The following is a 24,967-nucleotide window of genomic DNA, read 5'->3' as shown; positions in this document are numbered from 1 at the left end:
GCTCGCACCCTGTTTTTTTGAATTAGAATTTTGCTTGATAGTTTTCAAGTTCCCAGCCGTGAACAGCTAAACGGTAGCTATCCCACTCGCCTTTTTTCAATGCAATATACTCTTCATATACGTGTGAACCTAACGTACGTTTTGCAAAGTCACTATTTTGAAGTGCTTCTACTGCTTCTTTTAAATCACCTGGTAAGCTATCAATTCCAAGCTCAGCACGGCGCTCTTCTGTCATATGGAAAATATCTTCATTGACAGAATCAACAGGTTTTAAGCTACGTTCAATTCCATCAAGACCTGCTGCAGCAACTGCTGCAAACGCTAAGTAAGGATTTGCGGATGGATCTGGACAGCGAAGCTCAACACGTGTACCCATGCCTCTTGTTGATGGAATACGCACAAGTGCAGAACGGTTTGAAGCACTCCAAGCGATATAGCAAGGTGCTTCATATCCTGGAACAAGACGCTTATAAGAGTTTACAAGCGGGTTTGTAAGAGCAACAAAGTTTTTAATGTTGTCCATAAGGCCTCCAATGAAGCTATAAGCTGTCTCAGAAAGAGCATCTTCTCCTTGTGGATCAAAGAACGCATTTTCACCATCTTTGAAGAATGACATATTTACGTGCATACCAGAACCATTAATACCTGCTACTGGTTTTGGCATAAATGTCGCATGTAAGCCAAATTTAGCAGCTACTGTTTTAACTACCCATTTATATGTTGTTGAACGGTCAGCTGCTGTTAGTGCATCTGCATATTTGAAGTTAATTTCATGCTGTCCTTCCGCTACTTCATGGTGTGATGCTTCAATTGTGAAGCCCATTGCTTTTAACGCACGGTAGATTTCTAAACGAACACGTTCCCCAATGTCTTTTGGAGATGGCTCAAAATAGCCACCATTGTCGTGAACCTGCACTGTTGGATTTCCTTCTTCGTCTGTTTTGAAAAGGAAGAATTCAAGCTCTGGACCTACTGAAATTGTATATCCATGATCAGCAGCTTTTGCAATCGTGTTTTTTAAAACATTGCGTGTATCTCCTTCAAAAAGAGTGCCGTCCGGGTTTGTTACACTACAAAGGAAACGAGCTTCCGAATATCCTTCTTCAACAGACCATGGTAAAACAGCGAACGTTTGTAAATCTGGTTGAAGATAAAGATCAGATTTATTGATTGGTGAAAAACCTACAACAGATGAACCATCAAACATGCTTTTACCTTCTACAACGTCGTCTAACTTTTCAACTGGAACTGTAACATGCTTTAAAGTTCCTTCAAGATCGATGAATTGAAGATGAAGAAGTTCAACGTGTTTTTGGGAGATGATGTCTTTGATTTGTGATAAAACGTCCGTTTGCGGAGTTGCTTCTGTAATTGCTAATTGACTCATGTTATATAACCTCTCAATTTAATGTTATTTTTTCTTACACCGTTTATATTTATATTATATTCTGACTTTTTTATTTTTTCAAGGCTTTTTTCACAAATTTCCGACCCTTTACCTCAAAACCCTTCTTCAATGTTAAGGATTCAACAACAAATCCTCACATTTCCACGCTAAACAATTACAAAAAAACACGTTTCAAGGCGAAACGTGTTTTTTAAAGCGCTATCATTAAGGTTTCTGTCTTCTGCATCTTGAAATTGATGATTTAAAAAAGCTGCAGACTTTTCCGTGATTGAAACCTTCTTTCATCATTTTTTTCTATTATATCATAAATTTGAAAAGAAAAAAGAGAGCTTATTCGCTCTCTTTTTTCTTTTCAAATGATGTTGTTAACGTAACGTCAGGATATTTATCTTGGAAAAGACGGAACACAAAGTCATTTTCAAAAAGTAAAACAGAATGGCCATCACGATCAAGAACATGAAGAACACGGGAATCAAGCATACGGTCTTGAATTTGCTCTTTTGGAATCCAGCGTGCAATATGATGATTCATATATTGGAATTCAAGATCTACCCCATATTCCCCTTTCATTCTATGTTCGAAAACCTGGAACTGGAGTTCTCCAACAGCTCCTAAAATATAGTCTTGGAAGAAAGGTGTTTTATAAAGCTGCACAGCTCCTTCTTGAACAAGCTGTGTTAAACCTTTTTCGAAATGTTTATGTTTCATCGCATTTTTTACCCGAACTTTGCGGAACATTTCAGGTGGGAATTTTGGAAGTTCATCAAATTCAAATGTTTCGTTTCCACCAATAATTGTATCTCCGATTTGATAGTTACCTGAATCGTAAATTCCAATAATGTCACCTGGAAAAGCTTTATCAACCGTTTCTCGACTTGATGCTAAAAATTGATGTGATTGAGCAAGCTTCATGCTACGCCCTGTTCTTGGGAGCGTTACTGTCATTCCACGCTCAAAAATCCCACTGCATACACGCACAAAGGCAATACGATCACGGTGTGCTGGATTCATATTTGCTTGAATCTTAAAAATAAACCCTGAAAAGCTGTCATCTAGCGGACTTACTTCGCCTTTTGAAGCATGACGAGGTTGTGGTGGTAGCGTTAGTGGTAAAAATGAATTAAAGAAAGATTGAACACCAAAATTAGCAATCGCACTACCGAAAAACACAGGTGTTAGCTCACCGCGTTTTACTTTTTCAAGATCAAATTCATTTCCAGCTTCTTCAAGTAAGCTAATCTCGTCAATAAGCCCTGGAAGATATTCGCTTCTTACATGTTCTTCTAACTCTTTTGTGACTGTTTTTCCATCAAAAGGAATGAACACAGATTCTTCGTTTCCACGATATACTTCAACCTGTTTTGTAAAACGATCATAAGTTCCTTGAAAAGCTTTCCCCATTCCAATTGGCCATGTTGCTGGATATGATTCAATTTCAAGTACTTCTTCGATTTCTTCTAACAGCTCAAGCGGATCTTTTCCTTCACGATCAAGCTTATTAATAAACGTTAGAATCGGGATTCCACGCATACGACATACTTTAAAAAGTTTGAGCGTTTGAGCTTCAATTCCTTTTGTACCGTCAATGACCATCACCGCACTATCTACGGCCGTTAATGTTCGATACGTATCTTCACTAAAGTCTTCATGTCCTGGAGTATCTAATATGTTAATAAAATGATCACGATATGAGAACTGCATAACGCTTGATGTTACCGAAATTCCACGCTGCTTCTCAATTTCCATCCAGTCGGACGTCGCAAATTTACCTGATTTTTTACCTTTTACTGTTCCTGCTGAGCGAATCATTCCTCCAAGCAAAAGCAGCTTCTCTGTGAGCGTTGTTTTCCCAGCATCAGGGTGAGAAATAATAGCAAACGTGCGGCGGGACTCCACTTGCTCCTGTTGTATTGACATCTTTACTAACCTCATTTCTATCTCAAAAAGTTCTCTTTTTATATCATCTTTGAAAAATAACTGCTTTATTATCTTAACACTTTGAACCGTAGTTTTCCTCTTTTTTTCTCAAAAAACCTCTTCTGTCAGTTTCAATTTTCCTAACTTCAGGCTTTGGAATATGTTGTAAAAGCATGTGATGGCGCATTGTTCGATTTAAGCTAGGAAATACTTTTACTACGCTCCTCTACACCTTAAAAGAGCAATACTGTTAATGGATGTGTTTTTTATGTTTTCATCTTCACATTACCAAAAAGAACGAGTCTACTTTTTTATTGGACTAGCCCTTCTTCTCCTATATGTTTCTCCACTCTATATATTAGGAGAAGATGCGCACATTCGCGTTCATGATAATTTAGATTCCAATATTGCGTGGTACAAAGTACTTGCTGAAAGCGGTCAGCTTAAAGGACCTCTTCATGCTGTTATTCCTCAAGTTATGAATGGAATTGATCGAGGTTCTTTCGGCACAGAATGGAGCTTGATTGTTTGGCTTCACTATCTTTTTCCCTCTATGACGGCATATGCACTGAGCCAAACCATTACAAGAGTGGTAGCCTTCATTGGAATGTATCTTTTATTAAGAAAGCATTTTATTACAGAGGAAAAAGCCTCCTTTATTACAATTGGGGTTTCATTAGCTTTTGCACTTACCCCTTTTTGGCCTTCTGGTATGTTAAGTACGCTTGGGCATCCACTTGCACTTTGGGCTTTTTTGAACATTCGAAACAGAGATTCGTCATGGAAAGAGTGGCTTACACTCGCTCTTATTCCTTTCTATTCAAGCATTGTACTTGGCTTTTTCTTTCTGCTTGTAGCTGTATCCCTCCTGTGGCTTTATGATGGAATTTTTAAAAAGCGATGGAATGTGATGTTTCTTTTAAGCATCGTCTTTATGACACTCATTTATTTACTTATTGAATATAGGCTTATCTATTCACTTCTTATTCCACATGAATTATCACACAGAAGTGAATTCATCTCTTCAAGACATGATTTCGCTCAATCATTTCGACTATCATTTAAAAATTTCATTTTCGGTCACACACATGTGCACACAATGCATACCGCTATTATATTGCCAATTTTGTTTCTTGCTTCGTTTCTTGCAATTGTCCGTAATAGGCTTAGACAGAACGCAACTTTTCTTTTTCTTTTCTTCTTAAGTTACGTTTTATCTCTTTGGTATGCGCTTTGGTTCAATAAAATGTGGATTCCATTAAAATTACACATTGACTTGCTTAATACATTTAATTTTGCACGTTTCCATTTTCTACGTCCTCTTGTGATTTACGTAAGTTTTGCTCTTGCTTGCTATATTTTGTATCGAATGAATTCATTTTTTAAAGCACTTTCATTGTTCGCGGTAGCAGCTCAAATTATCGTGCTTGCGCCTTTTAATGAAGAATTTTTGTACGGTACTTATTATCATCCTCCATCGTTCCGGGAGTTTTATGCCGAAAAGCAGTTTCAAGATATAAAGGAGCATATTAATTTACCTCAAAGCACTTACCGAGTCGCAAGCATTGGTATTCATCCAGCTATTGCACAATATAACGGTTTTTATACGATTGATTCATACAGCAATGTTTATCCACTTTCTTATAAGTATCAATTTCGCAAAATCATTGCTTCTGAGCTTGATAAGGATGACAAAATTAGAACGTATTTTGATGAATGGGGCAGCAGATGTTATATCTTTGTAGCTGAACTTGGGAAGAAGTATGAGTTTCGAAAAGATTCTAAAAAGAAAATTAAAAACTTAGAGCTTAATACAGGTGCCTTTAAAGAAATGGGAGGAAAATATTTATTCTCTGCTCTTCCTATCTTAAATGCAAGCGACAACAATCTTGAGCTTGTAAAAGTATTTGATCATAAAGAATCGGCTTGGAAAATTTATTTGTACGAAGCAAAATAATGAAGGAGGAGAAAAAGTAATGAGTGAAAACCCACTCTTAACTGTCGTTGTACCTTGTTACAATGAAGAAGAAGTACTAGAAGATACGATGAAAAAACTTCATAACTTATTAGAAGAGCTTGTTCATGAGAAACTCGTTCATCCAAAGAGTAACCTCCTCTTTGTTGATGACGGAAGCCGTGACAAAACGTGGAGCATAATTGCTAAAGAAAGCGTACATCATCCTTGGATAAAAGGATTGAAACTTGCTCGCAATGTCGGCCATCAGAAAGCACTTATAGCAGGATTAGAAAAAGCAGCCGAAGTAGCAGACTGCGCCATTTCTATTGATGCTGATCTTCAAGATGATATTAAAGCAATTAAAGAGTTTTTAGTAAAGTTTCACGAAGGCTATGATATTGTTTATGGAGTAAGAAGAAGACGAACAACAGATACATTTTTCAAACGATCCACAGCTCTCGGTTTTTATCGATGTATGAACAAACTCGGTATTGAACTTATTTATAATCATGCTGATTTTCGTCTTATGAGCAAAAGAGCGTTAGCAGAACTTCGTCGTTATAGAGAAAAAAATTTGTTTCTTCGTGGTATCATCCCTCTTATTGGTCTCAACACTGCTGAAGTTTTTTATGACCGAAAAGAAAGACTTGCAGGTGAAAGCAAATATCCTCTAAAAAAAATGCTTTCATTTGCCTTTGACGGGATCACATCATTTAGCGTAAAGCCTATTCGATTTATCACGTATATTGGATTCTTTTTGTTCCTTTTAAGCGGGTTTGCCTTTTTGTATGCTTTCGTCCAAAAGCTGCTTGGTTCTGCTGATTCTGGTTGGACGTCTATTATTGTCTCACTATGGTTTTTAGGAGGATTGAATTTAATTGGAATTGGAGTTGTGGGAGAATACATCGGGAAAATATTCACAGAAGTAAAAGCTAGACCTCATTACGGGGTGGATATTGATTTGTATACAAGTTCTCTAACGGGGGAAAAAAGTGAAGGAATAGAACCTACCGTCTTATTTAAAGAAGAAAAATAACTCTTATAACAAGGCAATAAGCATGTTTCTCTTTTAGAACCATAAGTATGGTATAAAGTCCGAATTGGAAGGAGAGAACGGTATGCTTTTGCCTTCTTTTATTTATAATGTGCAAGGAAAAAACGATCATAAACATTACGTTTACTCTTTTTTTATTATTCTTTTTTCATATGTTATAGCAGGTACATTTCTTTATACTGTTGTGACATCCTTCATCTTATCGCCTTCTTCAGCCGTATCGTTCGGGTTAAGTCACCTTTTTAATATCTGTTGGATTGCTGGACTATGGATTTCAGTAGCGAAAATTCATAAACGACCTTTCTTAACTCTTATAACAAATGAGCGTGCATTTTGTTGGCACTTTTTCTACAGAAGCTTTTTCGCTGTATTTTTTTTATTATTTTTATCACAGCTTATCAGCTTTTCTTTATTTCCTCATTTTTATATTTTACAGCACATAGAGTGGACAAGGTTTCTGTTCTTTGCTTTACTTTCTATTTCCCTCGTTCCCCTGCAAGTTTTATCAGAAGAGCTGTTTTTCAGAGGATTTCTTCTACAATGGTGGGGAAAAGTCTGTTTCTCTCCACTTTTGCTTGCAATATGTTCTGGGCTATTTTTTGGTTCTCTTCACTTTATGAATCCTGAAATGAACGTTTCTTTCTTCCTTGTTGGGTTTCAGTACGTTTTTATTGGCTTTATTCTAAGCTATATAACAGTAAAAGCTAACCGCTCTGAACTAGCTATAGGCGCTCATACTGCGAATAACCTTTTCATCGCTTTATTTCTTGGGGATGCTCATAGTGTGCACGGACTTCTTCCTTCGCTATTTATTGTAGAAGATGAAAATGCTTTTTGGTCTTTATGTTTAACAATGTTTGTTTTCTTATCTTTCTATCTCTTCTGCTCTCGCTACTTTAATAAAAAAAGAGCGGCATAAACGCCGCTCTTTTTTATTAAAATGATACTGTTGTTGTTTGCTCTTTTCCGTTACGATAGTACGTAATACTCATCTTCTTACCATTTGACTCGTAAATACTGCGTCGAAGTTCCGCATCGCTTGAAATTTTATCTCCATTTACTTTCGTAATTACATCGTACTGCTTCAATCCAGCTTTTTCAGCTAGAGATGAACCTTCTACCTCAATGATAACAACGCCTTCTTGAACACTATCCGGCAGTTTTAATGTTTCTGTTCTTCCAACAGGATTGACTTGAGAAAGATTAGCAATTCGCACACCTAATGTTGGGCGGTCCACTTTCCCATCCTGCTCTAAATCTTCAATAATTGGTTTTGCTACATTCATTGGAATAGCAAATCCAATTCCTTCTACTTCGTCTTGAGCAATTTTACTTGAGTTAATCCCAATCACTTGACCGTCGATATTTATAAGAGCTCCACCGCTGTTTCCTGGGTTGATCGATGCATCTGTTTGAATAACTTCAGATTGCCAATCTTCTTGACCATCTCCATTTGTATCAACTGGAATCGTACGGTTTGTACTACTAATAATTCCTTCTGTTACACTTCCTTCTAAGAAACCAAGCGGATTTCCGATTGCAATAGCTGGTTCTCCTAACGTTAGCTTACTTGAATCACCAAGCTCTGCTACAGAATTCACTTTGCTTCCATCAATACGAAGAACAGCTAAGTCTGTTAACTCATCAGAGCCAACCACTTTTGCTTGCAAGCGCGTTCCTTCCGAAACTTGCACTTCAACTTGAGAAGCCCCATCAACAACGTGATGATTTGTTACAATATAAGCATAATCACCGGACTTTTTATAAATAACGCCAGATCCTGCTCCTGTTTCTGTTGTACCTTCAAAAAGTTGATTTCCTTGGTATGTATAAATACCCACAACAGATTCCAATGCTTTATCAACCGCTTTTGTTGTATCACTTTTTACAGCAACGGCATTTTTAATAGGCAGCGAACTTGTTGTGGTTGTTTGCGAGGAAGCTGTGCTTGCTTTATCCTCAAGCAATCCAAATTCATCGCTTGTCATAAAAAATACAGTAGCTGCACTTGATACAACGGCCACAATGATCATAATTAGAAATGTAAAAACTGGATTACGTTTCTTTTGCGGACGATACTGTTCTTGTGACTCAGAATCATCGTAATATCCCATAACAACGTCTCCTTTCATGTCTACGACTCATTCATAGTTTTTTATTTTTGGGTGTATATGGTTATGATAGCTGTGAACTTATTGTAGCAAAGCTCTATTGCAAAATCACGGTTTATGGTGTTCTTCACATAAATTCACACAAAGTCCCACAATTAGTTGACATAACAAAATGGCACGAACTAGTGTCCGCACCATTTTTTTATATGCCGTGTAAAAAGAAATTCATGAGAAAAAGTCCTGCAATAATATATAGCGGAACAGACACTTCTTTGTAGCGGCCAAGAACAAGCTTCATAAACGGATAAGCAACAAAGCCAAATGCCATTCCATCTACAATGCTATACGTAAACGGAATAATCACAATCACTAAAAACGCAGGAAATGCTTCTGAGAAATCCTTAAAGTTAATTCCCTTTACATTCTCAAGCATAAGTCCACCAATAATAATTAAAATTGGTGCAATAGCAGTGTTCGGAATGAGCGAAATGACCGGTAGAAAAAATAGAGCTACTAAAAACAGCAGTCCACTAACTAAAGATGTTAAACCAGTTCGGCCTCCTGCTGTTATACCTGAAGCAGCTTCTACTGTTGACACCGTTGGACTTGTTCCAAAAAGCCCCGAAAGCATGGAAGAAATCGCTGTTGCTCGAATAGAACGCTTATACTTCTCAGGTTTTGCAATCATCTCTGTTTGACCATGAATAAGACCAATATTTTCAAAAACAAGAACCATTGCTAATGAAAAAACGGCAATCCAGAAGGCTACTGAAAAGATACCTTGAAATGAAAACTGAGCAAAAACGTCCAAATAGTTCGAAAGCGATACGTCCGCTTGTTTCGGAGCAGCATTTTCCACTCCAAAAAAGTGACCGATTAAAGAACCTGCAATAATCGTTAACAAAAAGTTAGCTGGAACATTTCGAATGAACAATACGAGCGCAATAAGAAGTGTTACAACAGTTGCTAAGACTTCTGGACTGTGAAAGTCCCCAAGCGCTAATATAGCATTATTGCCACCAACCACAATTCCACCTTTTTCTAATCCAATAAGAGTTAGAAAAAGCCCTATTCCAACTGTGATAGCTTCTTTCAAGCCTTTTGGAATAGATCGTGAAAGAGTATGAGAAAGAGGCGTGAACGCGACGATTGTAAACAAGATGCCAGCAACAAAAACAGCTCCTAGCGCTTCTTGCCACGGCAACCCCATTCCTTGAACAATAGTATAGGAAAACAAAGCATTTACACCCATACCAGGAACAATAAGCAAAGGAGCATTGCCTAAAAAAGCGACAAGAAGACATCCGACGAAACAAGTAACAACTGTCGCCACTATCCCTGCTTGAAGCGGAATCCCTGCTTCTGACAAAATTAAAGCGTTCACAGCAATAATATACACGATTGTAAAAAACGAAATCATGCCTGCTAATACTTCTGTTTTTACGGTTGTACCATGTTCTGCGAGATGAAAGCGTCTTTCAAAAAATGGATGCACTTTCTTCGCACCTTCTTTTCCTAAAAACCCTCGACCCTACCCGTTAACAGTTTTAAACTGCAACAGTTTACATTTTAGCAACTTTCCTGTGTAATGACAACTGTTTTTAAACACAGCTTGTAGCTGTCATATAGTCCATGTTAGAGAAATGAAAAAACAGGCGAATATTTCTACTAACTTCCCATGTTTCACACTAGTTCGTTGCCTCTTTTTCTTCAGGTTTTTTTTATTATAGATTTACCACTAGCCAAGAAAGCTATACAGCTCATAAAAATAATCGAAAGCATGATCAATTGAAATGAAAAAAGAACTTTGTACACGATACAAAGTAAAAAAGAAAGAAAAAGCCCAATTAGGAACGCCTGTTGTTTTCCTAATATAAGCAAGCAAATTTGTAGGAGGAGGCAGGTACTGAAAGAAAGAGGAATAGTCAAGAAGAAAGAGTGTTTCCACCATGAAAGAAGCGAATGCTTATCATGTAAATAAATACCGTAGTATAAAGATGCTAGCATATGAAAAGTAAGCCAAAACGCAGCTACCCTGGCTAAGAACCGCTGCACTCTTTCTCCCTCCTTCCTCCTATATTAGTAGCTAGTATATGTAGAAAAGGCTATTTTTCATTATGAAACAGTAAAAAAGCTGACGTAGACGTATAAACCTTTTATACTCCTACATCAGCTTTTTAAACGTTCTTAAAAGAAAATCGAAAATCCGATAAATAGCATGCCAACAATAAGACTTCCATAACTCAATTTTGTTCTAAATTTTTGATGCACTTCTTTTTCCGTAACAGAAGCTACATATTTTATAGAAGCTAGCGGGGCAAACCAAAGCAGTGATGAAACTAAAATAAAGAGAATCCCAATTATAAGGATCATCTCCTCAATAAACGGCATGTTTCGTCCCTCCTTGTTCAATAAGAAACTCTTCTGTACTTCTTTAGTATAACACGTCTCTACCTTATTTTTATGGTTCTTACCTTTTCCAAAAGTATTTAGGTATTTGTTTAGCTTTTTTTATAAAAACAGGCTTTTGATTTAGTATACTCGTCCATTCGTTTTGTTCTATTTCTCATATGATACTACTATACAAAGGAGGTGAAGACGCTTATGTTCGAACGAAACTGCAACAAGAAAGCTGAAAGGGATGAAGAAACAATGACCTTCTTTTTTTGTAGCAAAAGAAACAATCATCAAAATAACAGCTGTTGCAGGGAAGATCGAAATATGGATGAAAACAACAATCCACGTTTGAATCCACCTCTTATTTTCAAAAGTTACTCACCTTTTTGAGCAGGAAGAAAAAATTGCTTTTCAAACAAAATTTATTAATCAAATTATTAGGGAGCTGAATAGGCATGTACGAATTCGAATATGATTATGACAAGAAAAAAGATTGGAAAGATAACGATCACAAAAAAGACCGCAAAGATAATGACTTCAAAAAAGTAAAATGTTACTGTGAAGAAATCGAAGACCGTCACGACCATGATAAAGAGGATGACAAAGACGATTGCAAACGCCGTCGCAAGCATGATGACAAAGATGACTACAAATATGACTACAAACATGATGACAAAGACGACTACAAAAACCATCACAAACATGATGACTGTGATTGTAAAGATAAAGAGGATGACAAAAAAGACCGTCATCATTATTATGACCGCAAAAAAATCGTTCTTAAAGGATACATGCACTTTAAAGATGATGATTGTGGATGTAAAAGAAAACGCTACTAAAAGCAGCTTCTTTTTATACTAAGGTACACCCTCCCCTTTACCTTCTATAAAATTGTGCGGATATGAGAGGATAAGCAATTTGCTTATCCTCTTTCTGTGCAATTTTTATCCATTTCTGCTATTCTTAACTTGTACAGTATTATTTAAAAAGGAGAGGATTTGTAGTGTCTAAAAAAATCTTAATTTTAACAGGGGACGCCGTTGAGGCTCTAGAAGTTTTTTATCCGTACTACCGCTGTCTTGAAGAAGGATTTGACGCAACTATTGCGGCTCCAGCTGTAAAGAAAATCAATACTGTTGTACATGACTTTGAAGATTGGGATACATACACAGAGAAACAAGCCTATAAACTAGACTCCCATGCAGCTTTTTCAGATATCAAACCAGAAGAATACGATGGACTTATCATTCCAGGAGGACGTGCTCCTGAACATATTCGTATGAACGAATACGTTCCGTCAATCGTGGAACATTTTTTTCAAGAAGGAAAACCCATCGCAGCCATTTGTCATGCAAGTCTCATTTTTACAGTCATTAATCGCGAGCTCTTAAAAAATAGAGAAATGTCTGCTTACATTGCATGCAAACCTGAAGTTGAAAGTGTTGGTGCAACTTATATTAACAAACCTTTACACGTTGACAACAACCTTGTCTCAGGTCATGCATGGCCTGATCTTCCTGCCGTTATGAAAGAGTTTATCGGACAGCTTCATAAATAAAGGGAAAGGACCGAAATATATTTCGGTCCTCTTTCATTTACTTTATCTCTTTTTAGCTAATATAAACCATTTTTTCTTTCCACCAATAATATCTGTATACAAATCTGTATGAACTTCTGTAAAATGTGAAGAAAGAAACCCAGCAATATCCTGATCTGATAGAAGCGATGTCTCATCGTCTTCTTCTCCTAACTGCGCTAAGCACGCTAACGCAAGGTACCCTCCATCTCTCAGCATTGAGGCCATTTCTTCCACAAATTTTTTGTTCTCTGAAAATGTCGTAACATGAAAATCGTTAGCCACAAAAATACCTTGAAATACATGTTCCTTCTCCTTCAAAGTTGAAAGATACTGAAGGTTTTTCACATTTCTTATTTTTGCCTTTTTTGTAGCTTCTATTACATTCTGACTAGATTCATCATATCCTAAAACGCCTAGACCTTTTTCAGCAAAAAACAAGCTATTATGCCCAGCACCACAGTGATAAACAAGCAGATCCTTAACAGCTAAACGTCGGAAAAACCAATATGCTTTTACTGCGGACGGACAAGGCTGGTCTTTCCACAAATATTCTTCATTATTCTCCAACGGTACACTCATGTCAACGCTCCTTTATCTTCTTTATAATTATTGCTTTTCTTTTTCAATTCCCTCCACCAAGACTCTGTGAATTTTTGTACAAGCACAGCTACCCCTAAATTATTCTAAAATTGAGACCCGCTTCTCTTAGCTCCTCATTGTCATTCATCTCTATTTCCTTTGTACAAATAAAGAACCTTTGCTTTTTTAGATAGAGATAAATAGGTGATTCAACTTTCATATCCCCTAGTTTTAACAGTTCTGAGTGTCTGATCATTGCGCTTCAATTCGATTCTTCGCCACATTATGTTACATATCCTACTTAGTCTTTGTTATTTTCCCATACTAGCTTTTCTTTCGCGATAAAAGTGTGAGAAGTTATTACATTTTTATTCCTTCTCTTCCTATTTACGAATGAAACACTGTTAAAGTTTCAAAAAGAAAAAGAGCTTCAGTATACTGAAGCTCTTTTTCTTTCTTATTGAAACATTTTTTTAACTTCCTGCCGTTTTGCTTTTGGAATAAGCACATAAAGGGTGTCATGATTTTCAAGAATTGTTTCACCTCTTGGTGTCACAACTTGCTCTCCTCTTACAATAGCCGTAATCAATACTTCAGAAGGTAAGTAAATATCTTTTAGTTCCTTTCCTATCACTTTTGAACCTTCTTTTAATACAACTTCAATAATCTCTGAACTTGTTTTCCCCATTGATACAAGCTCTAAAATATGGGGAGATTGCTCTTGATCAGGACCAGCAAGATTCAGCTTGTTAGCAAGAGGTGAAAGGGTTGCTCCTTGAATAAGGGCAGAGGTGAAGACAACAAAAAAGACGGCATTAAATAAAAGCTCGCTTCCTTCTACTCCTGCAATTAATGGATATGTAGCTAAAACAATTGGAACTGCCCCTTTTAATCCTGCCCATGAGATAAATAGTTTTTCTTTGCCTGTATATTTCGTACCGATCATACTTAAAAACACACCGATTGGTCTGGCAATAATCATGAGAATAAAAGACAAAACAAGGCCTTGCCACGTAATAGCTAAGAGATGCTCAGGAAAAACAAGCAAACCAAGCAAAATAAACATTAAGATTTGCATCATCCAAGCAAAACCATCTGTAAAACGGACAATTGACAGACGGTATGTCAAATCATTATTTCCAACCGTAAGTGCCATAACATAAACAGCTAAAAACCCACTTCCGTGTAGAAGAGTTGTACCACTAAAAGTTACAATAGCCAAAGAAAGGGCAAGAACAGGATAGAGACCTGACGAATCAAGATTGATGTTATTAATAATTTTAATTGATAAAAAACCAAATAAAAGACCTAAAAGAAGCCCAAGTCCCATCTCAAGAACGAAATCTAATGGAAGAGACCATAATGATGTTGATGGTTCATTAATTAATTCAATTAAGGACACTGTTAGAAAAACGGCCATTGGGTCATTTGTTCCTGATTCTGCTTCAAGGGTTGAAGTAAGCTTAGTTTTAATATTTCTATTGCCAAGTGCTGCAAAAACGGCTGCTGCGTCTGTCGAACCAACAATGGCTCCAAAAAGCATTCCTTCTGCCCACGTTAAGTCTAAAATGTATTTTGCACATGACCCAACAAGAACCGCTGTAATTAAGACGCCAAATGTTGCAAGAGATGTAGACGGACCAAGAATAGGCTTAATATGTTTCCATTTCGCCTGAATTCCTCCTTTAAAGAGAATAATAATTAAGGCGAAGATACCAACAAGTTGGGTAATTGAAGCATTATCATAATAAATATAGCTCGTTAGCCCCATTCCTATTAAAATATATAAAACAAGCGAAGGAACTCCTAAGCGATTGGAGAATTTTGTTGTAATAACGCCAAGCATTAGTAAAGCTGCACACAGAAAAATAAAAATTGTAATATTTATATCCAAAAATGTCACTCCTAGTGTATTGTTTTTCTCTTCTTTCAAAAAGAGAAAGGAAGTTGCTCAATTATCTCGAATAATAAAGAATAAGGTAAAATAAAACATACTCGTTACTCTCAATCTTTTATGATATTATCCATCCGCTTACGTTGCTCCCTATAAAAACACATTTGCTATTTCCGTTTTTATGTAAAAAACATTTTATTTGTCTAATAAGGACACAGCCTTTATGTTTCCATTCTTTTGTTTTGTCCTTTTTAGCACATACGATGTTATAAATTGCTTTTTCCTGTCATATATTGAAAAAAGAGAAGAAGTTCTGTGTTTATAATCTGTCCATCTTTTCTTATTGTTTAGGCAGTAAAATCTTCTTGTCTGCTCACCGGGAAATTTACGAGGCGAATAGCTACATAAAGAAGAGGAGTGATTTATATGTCATTTACCACTGATGATCAAGAGCGTACAAAAGCCGAATCTGAAAATACCCCACATGATTTAGTATTAGACCAAAATATTGATGTAAAATGTCGTTTTTCCTTAGAAGGCACTTACTTACAAGTATCCCCCAATTGTGAATATTTACTAGGCTATACAGAACAAGAACTCCTTCACCAAAACTACCAAGACTTCATCCATCCAGTGGACCTAAAAAAGTTGCATATGCAGCTAGAAAAAATGAACGATTCAATCGAAACTTTTAGCTTTCGCATTCAGCATAAAGACGGACACTATATTTGGATGGAAACGACTGTTGCCTTCATCCCCCACCCAGAGACAAAACAGTATGTTGAAGCTGTTGCCGTTGCAAGAGATATCAGCCATCGAAAAAAAACAGAACAGCATATGATGGAATCAGAAAAGCTTTCTGTAACAGGTCAGCTTGCAGCAGGAATTGCCCACGAAATTCGAAACCCCCTTACTTCTCTAAAAGGTTTCTTACAACTATTAAAAATGGATAATGATCACCGCGATGACTTTTTTAAGATTATGGAATCAGAATTAACAAAAATCGAAACGATTTCAAATGAGCTTATGGTTTTAGCCAAACCGAAACAAACAGATTTTAAATTTCATCGCCTTCAGTCTTTACTAGAACACGTTATTATGCTGTTAGACAGCGAAGCTTTTCGTCATTCCATTCAAATTGAACAAGAATTAACAGAAGAAAGCTTATACGTATACTGCGATGATACAAAATGTAAACAAGTGTTTCTCAACATCTTAAAAAATGCTATCGAGGCCATCGAACAAGATGGGAAGATTAACGTTAAAGTATTTAAAGAAGACGCACATACAGCCGTAATTGAAGTAAGAGATAACGGCTGCGGTATTCCAAAGCACCTTCTCAAAAAACTTGGCTCCCCATTCTTTACAACAAAGAAGACGGGAAATGGACTTGGACTCATGGTTTGCTATAAGATTATTGAGCAACAGAACGGAAGTATCTCAATTGAAAGTGAACCAAATGAAGGCTCAACATTTACGATTCGCCTTCCCCTTTATATGGCTTAATACAAAAGCTAGAATGTGGATAATAATTATCCTTTCATTCTAGCTTTTTGTTTATTTCTGATTGTCCATTTTCGAATAACCATTAATAATACAAAAATCAGAATAAAACAAAGAAGACCATAACTTGTTACTGTTTTCTCCATAACTGAAATATACTTGTGAAAATAAGTTCCAGCTACGAAAAAAAGCGACGTCCACACAAGGTTTCCAAGAGTTGTAAGAAAAAAGAAAAGGAAAAAAGGACTTTTGCCCGTTCCTGCAACATACGGAATTAGATGCCTTATAAAAGGAATGAAAACACTTATAGGAAAAGCACTTTTTTTATAACGTTCAATGAAGCTTTGTCCTCGCTCTAGAGACAGTTTTTCACGCAATGTTTTCCATTTGAGCAAGTGAGGTGCACCAATCCATCGGCCAATACTATAATTTACAAGTGTTCCAATCGTCATCCCTACCCATGTTAAAAACCAGAGTAAGAGGTCATTTTGCGATAGAAAAGCTGCAAAATAGCCCGCCGTCATGACAATCAGTTCATTTGATATCGGGATAATCAATCCAATCATCCCAAGAGACAGGAGAAGAATAAAAACAATGACCCCATATTCTTTCATGAAAACTACAATATCGACAAACTCCATTAGGCCACCTGCTTTTCCAGAAAAATTATCAATTGTTTTTTGCCTTTTTATTTTATTATTTTCCCTTTCTATCTTTCTATCAAACCCCTTTTCAAAACAAGCTTTCTGCAAACATTTTCAGAAACTTGAACAAAATCAATTTTCATTAAAAATATGACGCATCTATCGATACATCTCACTATACAAAAAAGCATAGGTTTAGAACTTCTCCACCATTTCTAAATACTGTAGTCTAATACAAGCAACTAAATTCTAAATGACTAGTTTCACTCTACACTAAAAAACTTTTTTATAAGAACAATATTCAATAACCAAACAATCTTGATACCTATTTTCAAAAATTCAGTCGATAAAAAGTGCATTCTTCACTTCTTTATATTCTTTAAAAACAAAAAATACCCCTTTATATGGAGGGTAATTATATAGACAATACTGAAGAAGGAAAATAGAAGTATAAAAAATACAGATAAGTTAGATCAAAACTATGTTCCCTTCCTAGTAATCTAACAAAGTATGATTAATAAAAAACCCTTGAATTTCGTAGTGAAATCCAAGGGTTTTCAGATAAGTATTGGGCCATTTCCCTTCTGGATAAACCCATTACAAAAAATCAGGGAATTTTTGCACTCTATCTTTTCTAGCTTATTATGTTGAGCCATACATATGGTTAATACCAGTTCTTTACCTGATAGATAGAAACGATACCAACTTGGATATGGTGTTACTATTCAATAATTAAGTAATTTATAACTTATTGGGTTCGTTTAAACAAATATTTTAAGAATGACTTCTCCCTTATACCAATGCCACTTGAAGCTCTTTTTCACTTTATAGGCCAAGTGAAATATATTTAATTTCTAAAAATTCATCAAGTCCATGATGTCCACCTTCACGTCCTAAACCACTTTCTTTAAATCCACCGAACGGAGCTTGAGCTGTTGAAGGAAGGCCATCATTCAGCCCAACAATGCCGTATTCCAGATTTTCGGCAATTGATATTGCCTCTGAAATATGCTCAGAAAACACGTACGCAGCAAGCCCGTACGGAGAGTTGTTAGCGCGCTGTATGACCTCTTCATTTGTTTTAAACGTTGAAATAGGAGCAAGAGGTCCAAACGTTTCTTCTCTCATACAAAGCATACTATCATCAACATTACTAATGACGGTTGGTTGTATGAAGTTTTCTCCATGTTCAGCACTTTGATCTCCACCTAAAAGAAGGGCTGCACCTTTATCCTTTGCATCTTGAATTTGGTGAGCGACTTTTTTGACTGCTTTTTCATCAATTAATGGACCAATTTCTACTCCCTCTTCTAATCCATTTCCAACGCGCAGCTTTTCTACTCCTGCAACAAATGCCTCTGTAAACTCTTTTTCAACTGCTTCATGTACGTAAATGCGGTTTGTACATACGCATGTTTGACCTGCGTTACGAAATTTTGAAGTAATTGCTCCTTCAACAGCTTTTCCAATATTAGCATGCTCTGTCACAATAAAAGGTGCATGTCCACCAAGCTCAAGCGATACTTTTTTGACTGTATCTGCTGCGCCACGCATAAGCAGTTTGCCAACTTCTGTAGATCCTGTGAATGAAATTTTACGAACGCGGCTATCTTTCATCCACGTTTCTCCTATCTCAGCGGCATTTCCTGTTACAACATTAATAACTCCTTTTGGGATTCCTGCTTTTTCAGCAAGTTTCGCAAGCTTAAAAGCAGTTAAAGGTGTTTGTTCTGCTGGTTTGATTACAACTGTACACCCAGCAGCAAGCGCTGGCGCTACCTTACGAGTAATCATAGCCGCTGGAAAATTCCAAGGTGTAATCACCGCCACAACTCCAACAGGCTGTTTTTGCACAAAAAGACGCTTATTTGGTGCTGAAGCAGGGATTGTTTCCCCATAAATTCGTTTTCCTTCTTCTGCATACCATGCTAAAAAACTATTGGCATATTTCACTTCTCCGATTGCTTCATTAAGCGGTTTTCCTTGTTCAATCGTCATAAGTTTTCCTATTTCTTCTTCTTCAGCTGCGATCTCTTCATACCATTTCATTAAAAGTGACGAGCGTTCTGCAGCTGTTTTGTTCTTCCAAGCTGAAAATGCTTCATAAGCTCCAGCAACCGCTCTCTCTGCTTCTTTTTCCCCTCCATTTGGAACAGTCGCAATTACTTCATTTGTAGCTGGATTGTTTACCTCAATATTCTCTTGAAGTGTAATCCATTCTCCGTTAATATATAAGCGCTCTTGAGTCATTAATTTTTCCACACCCTTCTTTATTTTCTCATTCTATCTTTTACTCTAGCATATTTTCCTTTGTCCGACTTATTGCAATGCTCAGAATTTTTTCTATAGAAAACTACTCTTTCCCTCTTGTGTATTTCTGAATCTTTCTTATTGCTGAAGACTGGCTAATCCCAAGTTCTTCAGCTACTTTATAAGAGGAGCCAAATTCTTCGTATGCCTCTTGGATAAGACGGCATTCAAGCTCTTCTAATTTTTGGTGAAGAGATAAATGCATGGACGTATATGTTTCTTGTTGAAGAAATGGAACATCCTTTATGGTAACAATACGTTCACTTGTCACAACAAGCCGCTCAACCATATTTTCAATTTCTCTTATATTTCCCGGCCATTCTCCTTTTAAGAAAGCTTCAAAGACTTTCGGGGAAAATTCCACACTTCGATTATATCGCTCATTAAAAACGTTTAAAAAATGATGAACAAGTGGAATGATATCTTCTCTTCTCTCTCTCAAAGGCGGTATGTACAGTGGTATAACATTCAGCCGGTAATATAAGTCTCTTCTAAACGTACCCCTTTTTACCATTTCTTCTAAAGGCTGATTTGTTGCTGCAACAATTCTTATATCAAGCTTTATTTCTTTTGTTCCTCCAATTGGCCGCACTTTCTTTTCTTGTAATACGTGCAACAACTTGCTTTGTGCTGAAAGAGAAAGTTCTCCAACTTCATCAAGAAAAAGCGTGCCAAAGTTCGCTTTCTCAATCAATCCTTTCTTTCCTTGTTTAAGCCCCCCTGTAAAAGAACCGCCTTCATAGCCAAAAAGCTCTGCTTCAATAAGCGTCTCTGGCAACGCTGCACAATTCACTTCATAATAAGATTTTGTCTTACGAGAACTCCTATCATGCATAAGGCGAGCAATTCTGCTTTTTCCGACTCCTGTTTCACCAAGAATAAGGACTGTTGTATTAACTACTGATACTCGTTCTATAAACTGAAACACTTTTTTCATTTTATCGCTATGAACAATAATTCCTGTTATTTCGCTCTGCGTTTGAACAAGCTCACGCTTGTAAAATTCAATTTGCTGCTCCATTTTATCAACTTGATGAGAAAGCTCCATTAAATCTGTTAAGTCTCTTGAATAGCTAATGACGCTTTTAAGTTTTCCGTTTTTATAAAAAATAGGTCGTGCTCTTACATGAAGATAACGACTTTTATCTGTTTTTTGAACAATTTCTAAGGCCTGTTTACTTTCAATAACTTGAAGACTTGCTGAAGGATAAAAAATCCCCTGCTCTTCTAGTTCCCTTACATGCTTTCCAACAAAGTCTGATTTAGAGAGACCATAGTACTGTTCACAAGCTGAGTTCACCATAATGACCGTACCATTTGCATCCGTTACAAAAATTTCATCAAAAGATGATTCAAAAATATCGTAAAGCTCTTCTGCTACCTGTCCATGATGATGGGTATGAAATGTCATCTTTTTTCCCCTTTTGCTCAATTCTTTTATCTTCATCATAGCATAAAGGGAAAAAAAGATTATAGACTTGTTTTAATATGAGAGCTCTTTGCTAGATGTACATTCTTTCAATAGCTCTTCCATTAGATCTAACCCTTGTTCAAGCTGTTCATCTGTAATCACAAGCGGCATAAGAACACGCAATACATTCCCATATACTCCAGCACTCAAAAGAAGCAAACCTCTTTCATTCGCTTTTTGAGTAATTTCTTTAGCAAGAAGAGCGTCGGGCTCTTTTGTTTTTGGATCTTTTACAAGCTCCATTGCACACATAGCACCAAGAGAACGAACGTCTCCGATACATTCAAATGTTTCCTGCCATGTTTTAAAACGGTTTGTTACAGTTTCACCAAGCTTAACAGCTCTATCATTTAACTGTTCTTCTTCAATGATATCAAGAACAGCAAGAGCAGCTTTACAACCAAGCGGGCTTCCGCAATAGGTTCCTCCTAGTTCTCCAGGGGCAGCTGTATCCATTACTTCACTTCGTCCTATTACTCCGCTAAGCGGGACACCTGCTGCCAAAGATTTTGAAACTGTGATTAAGTCTGGCTCAACGTCAAAATGCTCAATGGCAAACATTTTTCCTGTGCGTGCAAACCCTGTTTGAATTTCATCTGCTACGAACAGTATTCCATGCTCCTTACAAAATTCAGCAATCTCTTTAACAAACTTTTTAGATGGGACAATAAAACCACCTTCTCCTTGAACAGGCTCCATTACAACTGCAGCTACTGTCTCTGGAGCTACTTCATACAGGACAAACTTTTTAAATTCATCAATAATAAAATCTGTATACGGCTCTTCTGTCATTCCTTCAGGACGACGATATTCATATGGATAAGGTGCTTTATACACTTCAGGTGCAAAAGGACCAAATCCGTATTTATAAGGCTTTACTTTCCCTGTCATCGTCATCGTCATCAACGTTCTGCCATGAAAGCCGCGTGTAAAGGAGATTACTCCTTGGCGCTTCGTATATTTACGAGCAATTTTCACTGCATTTTCCACAGCTTCTGCTCCACTATTTAAAAACATTACCTTTTTTTCAAAACTTCCTGGTGCAAGTCTTGCTAACTTTTCCGCTAATTCAATATATGACTCATACATCATCACATTAAATCCTGTATGAATAAAATCATCAATTTGTTTGTGCAAGGCTTCTGTCACTTTTGGATGACTATGGCCAACGTTAATTGTTCCAATCGCTCCTGCAAAATCAATAAATGTATTGCCATCTACGTCTGTAACAAGAGCTCCCTTTGCTTTTTGAGCAAATGCCTTATTTCCATAACTAACGCCTTTTGGGACAATAGCTTCTCTTCGTTTTAATAGCTGTTCTGATTTCTTATATTCTTTGCTCATTGCAATCTCTCCTCTAAATAAAGTCTTCCCTCTCTTATAATGCAAGTTTTGTGCCATCTTTTAAAAAGACGATAAGAAAAGACTTTTATCCTCTGCTCTGTGCATAGGTTAAGTCAAGAAAGACTCAATAAGTCTTTCTTGACTTAACTCCTATATATCGTTTAAGTTTGCATAGTATGATTGAAATTTACAAACCGATTACTTTTTCATTACCGTTTGCTTATAATCATCAAATTTGATAACAAACGAGTATTTTTTTTGTATACTTTTAATGAATGGTGATTTGGGAGGGATAAAGATTGAAAAAAGAAGAAACCATTTCACTTTCCACTTATGACCCAGCGTGGCCGAAGCTCTTCCATTATGAAAAACATCGAATCAAAAAAGCGTTCGGTATGGACTTATGTGATATAGAACATGTAGGAAGTACTGCTGTAGAAGGGATGATTGCAAGACCTGTCATCGATATTCAAGCAGGCATGTATTCTTTACGACTAACAGAGCCACTCTATCATAAATTAGAAAGTCTTGATTACACATTAGCTGAAGAAATAGAAAATGAAAGATTGCTTTTTACAAAACGAACAAACCTTTCGATTAACTTACATATTGTTCTTTATGATGGAGAGCGGTGGAGAAACGGACTACTTTGGCGCGACTACTTACGCAGCACACCTAAGATTGCCCAAAACTTCGGCAGCTTTAAACATGGCCTTGTAAGAAACGGGGTTCACGATCTTCAAGAATATATTAGTCAAAAACTTTCTTTTATTAACAACGTTATAAACTACTCAAACCAAAAAAAAGGCTGGGGATGAAGTTCCCGAGCCTTTTAAGGTAGATTGTGAATTACTCCTATATAATGTACAACAAGCGCAGATGAAATTAAAATAACCACGTTCAGTAAAAAACCTAAAAGTGACAGCGTGTTTTTTCGGCGCTTTAAAAATAAACTAATGAAACCAAGTCCTCCTCCAATAAATAAAAATGGAAGGAGAAGCTCTAAATACATCTTTTGCGTTAAAATGGTCACATTAGCTAAAATCAATCCTAAAAAACCGATTCCAAACGATATTAACCCAATAAGGGGTTCTTCATGATTTCGCTTTGTTCTTATTCCCATTGCCAAAGTTCCACCTCACCTAGTTCTAATCCTTTTACATGCTTATTATCCTTTAGCTTCAAAATTTCTTTTGTTGGGCCTGTCATAACAATACCATATGTTTTGATGCCGTTTTTATTGACATAAGCTAAGCGTTCTTTTAAATGCAAGTCCCGCGATTTTGCTATTTTTTCAGACCACTCTTCATTCTCAGTAAGCTCTTTTAAGATTTGATGAAATTCCTCTGTTGTCATTTTCTTCGGATTTTCAATTCCATTTTCTACAGGATAACCAATTGGTGTTACAACAACGCCATTTTTATCTTTTTGTTCTTTTTCATATCCTGTATCAATAGCATACCATAATGTTTTATGATCTATATTCCCTAGCAGACTTTCCACATCACTTGGATCATATAATTTGTCGAACGACACGTAGGCCTCTGCAACCGTTCCTTCTGGTAGCTGACTTAAACGCTGCCACTCCTTTTCAGATGAAGGAAACGGGCTCACGCTCGGATGATGAATTTTTAAGTCTTTCACTTTCTGAGAAGAAGAAAAAGAATCGCTTAAATAATTATGATCCACGTTTTCAAGGTTGCTAAACCATAAATTGAGTCCTTTGTCCCCAATCCGTGTCTGTTCTGTTCCAACTTGTTTCCACATATCCAGATTGGCACTTAATGTAAAAAGGCCAACTTGCTCATGAAACTTGTTGCGATCAACTTGTACGTTGGGCTCTGTGACCATTACCGTATCTGAGGCAACGTCCAAAAAGCGATTTGCCATATTTTGTTCTTCTCCGTATCCGTAAAAGATATACGTTAAAAGCGTCCCAGCAGGTAAGATAGAAAGAAGCAATACGCTTCCAAGCAAAGCGGCTTTAATCACAGCTTTTCTTCTTCCTAAGTTGATTAATTTCAACTTTTTCTCTTCCGATAATCCTTGCTCTTCCATATTCGGTTCAAATTCTTCATCAAGAAAATCTTGATAAACCTCAAACTTTTCTAAGTCTTGCTCGAGCTCCTCTTCCTCAGCCTGAGAAAGCTTTCCTTCTTTATAGAGCTCTAGCTTCTTGCGAAATTCATTATCCAATGTCATCATCCTTTTCCTTTAACTTGCGCAGTTTCCGTCGTGCTCGAAACAAAATACTTTTATAGTTCGCAAGCGATACACCCATCTCATCTGCCGCTTCCTGATATGTAAGTTCTCTTACATCCGATAGCAAGACAGCTTGTCTATATTTAGGAGATAGTTCGTCCATAGCGTTAAAAACATTTTGAACCGAATCTTTTGTAAGCACCTGTTTTTCCACTTGATCGTTCGATTGAACAGTCCGAAAAAATTCATCATCAACAACAGATACACGTTTATGTTTCCTTAAGAAATCAATCCACACGTTATGCGCAACTCTAAATAGCCAGGCTTTTATATTGGTTGTCTCATCTTTATCAACATGTAAGTAAGCACGATAAAATACTTCCTGCACTAAATCCTCACTTATATAATGGTCTTTACTTAACGAAAGGAGGTATCGATACACATCTGTTACATATTGCCTATATAAGTCTTCTAACGTTTGTTCATCCATTGTATTTTCCCTTTCTATAACCTCCACCCGTTTATTCCGTTTACAAAACGAATCGAGGCAGCAAAAAGTTGCACCTTAATTTCTGGTTTTACATTGTTTTATTAAAA

21 protein-coding genes are annotated in these 24,967 nt (G+C 36.7%); 7 read left to right on the top strand and 14 right to left on the bottom strand.

Annotated features, from left to right (window positions below):
- Positions 1–22 precede the first annotated feature (22 nt).
- The gene (gene glnA / locus ACK3CR_RS13820; RefSeq protein WP_243513118.1) at positions 23–1,387 is read right to left on the bottom strand and encodes a type I glutamate--ammonia ligase; all 1,365 of its coding nucleotides are present in this window, start codon (positions 1,385–1,387) and stop codon (positions 23–25) included.
- Between the two features lie 351 nt (positions 1,388–1,738).
- Positions 1,739–3,325: a peptide chain release factor 3 gene (locus tag ACK3CR_RS13815; protein ID WP_243513120.1), complete on the bottom strand. Its 1,587-nt coding sequence runs from the start codon at positions 3,323–3,325 to the stop codon at positions 1,739–1,741.
- Positions 3,326–3,578: 253 nt separating this feature from the next.
- Between ACK3CR_RS13815 and ACK3CR_RS13810 the strand changes: the two genes are divergently transcribed.
- From ACK3CR_RS13810 to ACK3CR_RS13800, 3 genes are all read left to right on the top strand, one after another.
- Entirely contained in the window at positions 3,579–5,282 is a 1,704-nt protein-coding gene (locus tag ACK3CR_RS13810) for a DUF6044 family protein (RefSeq protein WP_419182621.1), read from the top strand.
- Between the two features lie 19 nt (positions 5,283–5,301).
- Positions 5,302–6,318 carry a glycosyltransferase family 2 protein gene (locus ACK3CR_RS13805; RefSeq protein ID WP_243513125.1) on the top strand — a complete coding sequence of 339 codons (1,017 nt, stop codon included), beginning with the start codon at positions 5,302–5,304 and terminating at the stop codon, positions 6,316–6,318.
- An 82-nt stretch (positions 6,319–6,400) separates the two neighbouring features.
- Positions 6,401–7,255 (top strand): CPBP family intramembrane glutamic endopeptidase, encoded by an 855-nt coding sequence (locus ACK3CR_RS13800; protein ID WP_488975576.1) that lies wholly within the window; start codon positions 6,401–6,403, stop codon positions 7,253–7,255.
- Between the two features lie 16 nt (positions 7,256–7,271).
- Here ACK3CR_RS13800 and ACK3CR_RS13795 read toward each other — a convergent pair whose 3' ends face one another.
- The 3 genes from ACK3CR_RS13795 to ACK3CR_RS13785 form a co-directional block, all read right to left on the bottom strand.
- Entirely contained in the window at positions 7,272–8,450 is a 1,179-nt protein-coding gene (locus tag ACK3CR_RS13795) for a S1C family serine protease (RefSeq protein WP_328123575.1), read from the bottom strand.
- A gap of 199 nt (positions 8,451–8,649) precedes the next feature.
- Positions 8,650–9,942, bottom strand: coding sequence for an NCS2 family permease (locus tag ACK3CR_RS13790; RefSeq protein WP_243513132.1), 1,293 nt, complete (start codon positions 9,940–9,942; stop codon positions 8,650–8,652).
- 692 nt (positions 9,943–10,634) lie between these two features.
- Positions 10,635–10,838 carry a hypothetical protein gene (locus tag ACK3CR_RS13785; protein WP_019393334.1) on the bottom strand — a complete coding sequence of 68 codons (204 nt, stop codon included), beginning with the start codon at positions 10,836–10,838 and terminating at the stop codon, positions 10,635–10,637.
- Between the two features lie 461 nt (positions 10,839–11,299).
- On the opposite strand from ACK3CR_RS13785, the gene ACK3CR_RS13780 reads away from it, so the two are divergent.
- Both ACK3CR_RS13780 and ACK3CR_RS13775 read left to right on the top strand, forming a co-directional pair.
- Complete coding sequence (locus tag ACK3CR_RS13780; RefSeq protein ID WP_243513140.1) at positions 11,300–11,683, top strand: hypothetical protein; 384 nt, start codon at positions 11,300–11,302, stop codon at positions 11,681–11,683.
- A 164-nt stretch (positions 11,684–11,847) separates the two neighbouring features.
- Entirely contained in the window at positions 11,848–12,402 is a 555-nt protein-coding gene (locus tag ACK3CR_RS13775; protein WP_243513149.1) for a DJ-1/PfpI family protein, read from the top strand.
- A 42-nt stretch (positions 12,403–12,444) separates the two neighbouring features.
- Here ACK3CR_RS13775 and ACK3CR_RS13770 read toward each other — a convergent pair whose 3' ends face one another.
- Both ACK3CR_RS13770 and ACK3CR_RS13765 read right to left on the bottom strand, forming a co-directional pair.
- Positions 12,445–13,002, bottom strand: a complete 558-nt coding sequence (locus tag ACK3CR_RS13770; protein WP_243513152.1) for a class I SAM-dependent methyltransferase — start codon at positions 13,000–13,002, stop codon at positions 12,445–12,447.
- 457 nt (positions 13,003–13,459) lie between these two features.
- A complete protein-coding gene (locus ACK3CR_RS13765; RefSeq protein ID WP_276517190.1) occupies positions 13,460–14,896 on the bottom strand; it encodes a potassium/proton antiporter in 1,437 nt (478 codons plus the stop codon).
- Positions 14,897–15,322: 426 nt separating this feature from the next.
- On the opposite strand from ACK3CR_RS13765, the gene ACK3CR_RS13760 reads away from it, so the two are divergent.
- Positions 15,323–16,402 (top strand): ATP-binding protein, encoded by a 1,080-nt coding sequence (locus ACK3CR_RS13760; RefSeq protein WP_243513154.1) that lies wholly within the window; start codon positions 15,323–15,325, stop codon positions 16,400–16,402.
- Between the two features lie 26 nt (positions 16,403–16,428).
- Here ACK3CR_RS13760 and ACK3CR_RS13755 read toward each other — a convergent pair whose 3' ends face one another.
- The 4 genes from ACK3CR_RS13755 to gabT all read right to left on the bottom strand — a co-directional run bounded on the left by ACK3CR_RS13755 (position 16,429) and on the right by gabT (position 22,168).
- On the bottom strand, positions 16,429–17,040 hold the full coding sequence (locus ACK3CR_RS13755) for a DedA family protein (RefSeq protein WP_328123571.1): 612 nt from the start codon (positions 17,038–17,040) through the stop codon (positions 16,429–16,431).
- 828 nt (positions 17,041–17,868) lie between these two features.
- Positions 17,869–19,293, bottom strand: a complete 1,425-nt coding sequence (locus ACK3CR_RS13750; protein WP_243513166.1) for an NAD-dependent succinate-semialdehyde dehydrogenase — start codon at positions 19,291–19,293, stop codon at positions 17,869–17,871.
- A 103-nt stretch (positions 19,294–19,396) separates the two neighbouring features.
- Positions 19,397–20,764 (bottom strand): sigma-54 interaction domain-containing protein, encoded by a 1,368-nt coding sequence (locus tag ACK3CR_RS13745; RefSeq protein ID WP_488975575.1) that lies wholly within the window; start codon positions 20,762–20,764, stop codon positions 19,397–19,399.
- 72 nt (positions 20,765–20,836) lie between these two features.
- The gene (gabT, locus tag ACK3CR_RS13740; RefSeq protein WP_243513184.1) at positions 20,837–22,168 is read right to left on the bottom strand and encodes a 4-aminobutyrate--2-oxoglutarate transaminase; all 1,332 of its coding nucleotides are present in this window, start codon (positions 22,166–22,168) and stop codon (positions 20,837–20,839) included.
- A gap of 299 nt (positions 22,169–22,467) precedes the next feature.
- Between gabT and ACK3CR_RS13735 the strand changes: the two genes are divergently transcribed.
- Entirely contained in the window at positions 22,468–22,986 is a 519-nt protein-coding gene (locus tag ACK3CR_RS13735) for a GrpB family protein (RefSeq protein ID WP_243513186.1), read from the top strand.
- A gap of 14 nt (positions 22,987–23,000) precedes the next feature.
- Here ACK3CR_RS13735 and ACK3CR_RS13730 read toward each other — a convergent pair whose 3' ends face one another.
- Genes ACK3CR_RS13730 through ACK3CR_RS13720 form a run of 3 tightly spaced genes read right to left on the bottom strand, consistent with a single transcriptional unit; the run spans position 23,001 to position 24,860 of the window.
- Positions 23,001–23,291: a hypothetical protein gene (locus ACK3CR_RS13730; protein WP_243513188.1), complete on the bottom strand. Its 291-nt coding sequence runs from the start codon at positions 23,289–23,291 to the stop codon at positions 23,001–23,003.
- Positions 23,282–24,364: an anti-sigma factor gene (locus tag ACK3CR_RS13725; protein WP_243513190.1), complete on the bottom strand. Its 1,083-nt coding sequence runs from the start codon at positions 24,362–24,364 to the stop codon at positions 23,282–23,284. The genes ACK3CR_RS13730 and ACK3CR_RS13725 overlap by 10 nt, the downstream gene beginning before the upstream one ends.
- Positions 24,357–24,860 carry a sigma-70 family RNA polymerase sigma factor gene (locus tag ACK3CR_RS13720; protein ID WP_019393303.1) on the bottom strand — a complete coding sequence of 168 codons (504 nt, stop codon included), beginning with the start codon at positions 24,858–24,860 and terminating at the stop codon, positions 24,357–24,359. The genes ACK3CR_RS13725 and ACK3CR_RS13720 overlap by 8 nt, the downstream gene beginning before the upstream one ends.
- Positions 24,861–24,967: the final 107 nt, after the last annotated feature.

It is taken from the genome of Priestia sp. TRM10 (assembly GCF_057808375.1).
This window is presented reverse-complemented; position numbering and strand designations above follow the sequence as displayed.

What these genes read in the sequence shown, in the direction of transcription:
- ACK3CR_RS13795 (WP_328123575.1), bottom strand. Translation starts at nt 8,450, where the DNA reads ATGGGATATTACGATGATTCTGAGTCACAAGAACAGTATCGTCCGCAA.
- ACK3CR_RS13760 (WP_243513154.1), top strand. Translation starts at nt 15,323, where the DNA reads ATGTCATTTACCACTGATGATCAAGAGCGTACAAAAGCCGAATCTGAA.
- ACK3CR_RS13745 (WP_488975575.1), bottom strand. Translation starts at nt 20,764, where the DNA reads ATGACATTTCATACCCATCATCATGGACAGGTAGCAGAAGAGCTTTAC.
- ACK3CR_RS13785 (WP_019393334.1), bottom strand. Translation starts at nt 10,838, where the DNA reads ATGCCGTTTATTGAGGAGATGATCCTTATAATTGGGATTCTCTTTATT.
- ACK3CR_RS13730 (WP_243513188.1), bottom strand. Translation starts at nt 23,291, where the DNA reads ATGGGAATAAGAACAAAGCGAAATCATGAAGAACCCCTTATTGGGTTA.
- glnA (WP_243513118.1), bottom strand. Translation starts at nt 1,387, where the DNA reads ATGAGTCAATTAGCAATTACAGAAGCAACTCCGCAAACGGACGTTTTA.
- ACK3CR_RS13810 (WP_419182621.1), top strand. Translation starts at nt 3,579, where the DNA reads ATGGATGTGTTTTTTATGTTTTCATCTTCACATTACCAAAAAGAACGA.
- ACK3CR_RS13800 (WP_488975576.1), top strand. Translation starts at nt 6,401, where the DNA reads ATGCTTTTGCCTTCTTTTATTTATAATGTGCAAGGAAAAAACGATCAT.
- ACK3CR_RS13750 (WP_243513166.1), bottom strand. Translation starts at nt 19,293, where the DNA reads ATGACTCAAGAGCGCTTATATATTAACGGAGAATGGATTACACTTCAA.
- ACK3CR_RS13720 (WP_019393303.1), bottom strand. Translation starts at nt 24,860, where the DNA reads ATGGATGAACAAACGTTAGAAGACTTATATAGGCAATATGTAACAGAT.
- ACK3CR_RS13770 (WP_243513152.1), bottom strand. Translation starts at nt 13,002, where the DNA reads ATGAGTGTACCGTTGGAGAATAATGAAGAATATTTGTGGAAAGACCAG.
- gabT (WP_243513184.1), bottom strand. Translation starts at nt 22,168, where the DNA reads ATGAGCAAAGAATATAAGAAATCAGAACAGCTATTAAAACGAAGAGAA.
- ACK3CR_RS13815 (WP_243513120.1), bottom strand. Translation starts at nt 3,325, where the DNA reads ATGTCAATACAACAGGAGCAAGTGGAGTCCCGCCGCACGTTTGCTATT.
- ACK3CR_RS13755 (WP_328123571.1), bottom strand. Translation starts at nt 17,040, where the DNA reads ATGGAGTTTGTCGATATTGTAGTTTTCATGAAAGAATATGGGGTCATT.
- ACK3CR_RS13780 (WP_243513140.1), top strand. Translation starts at nt 11,300, where the DNA reads ATGTACGAATTCGAATATGATTATGACAAGAAAAAAGATTGGAAAGAT.
- ACK3CR_RS13805 (WP_243513125.1), top strand. Translation starts at nt 5,302, where the DNA reads ATGAGTGAAAACCCACTCTTAACTGTCGTTGTACCTTGTTACAATGAA.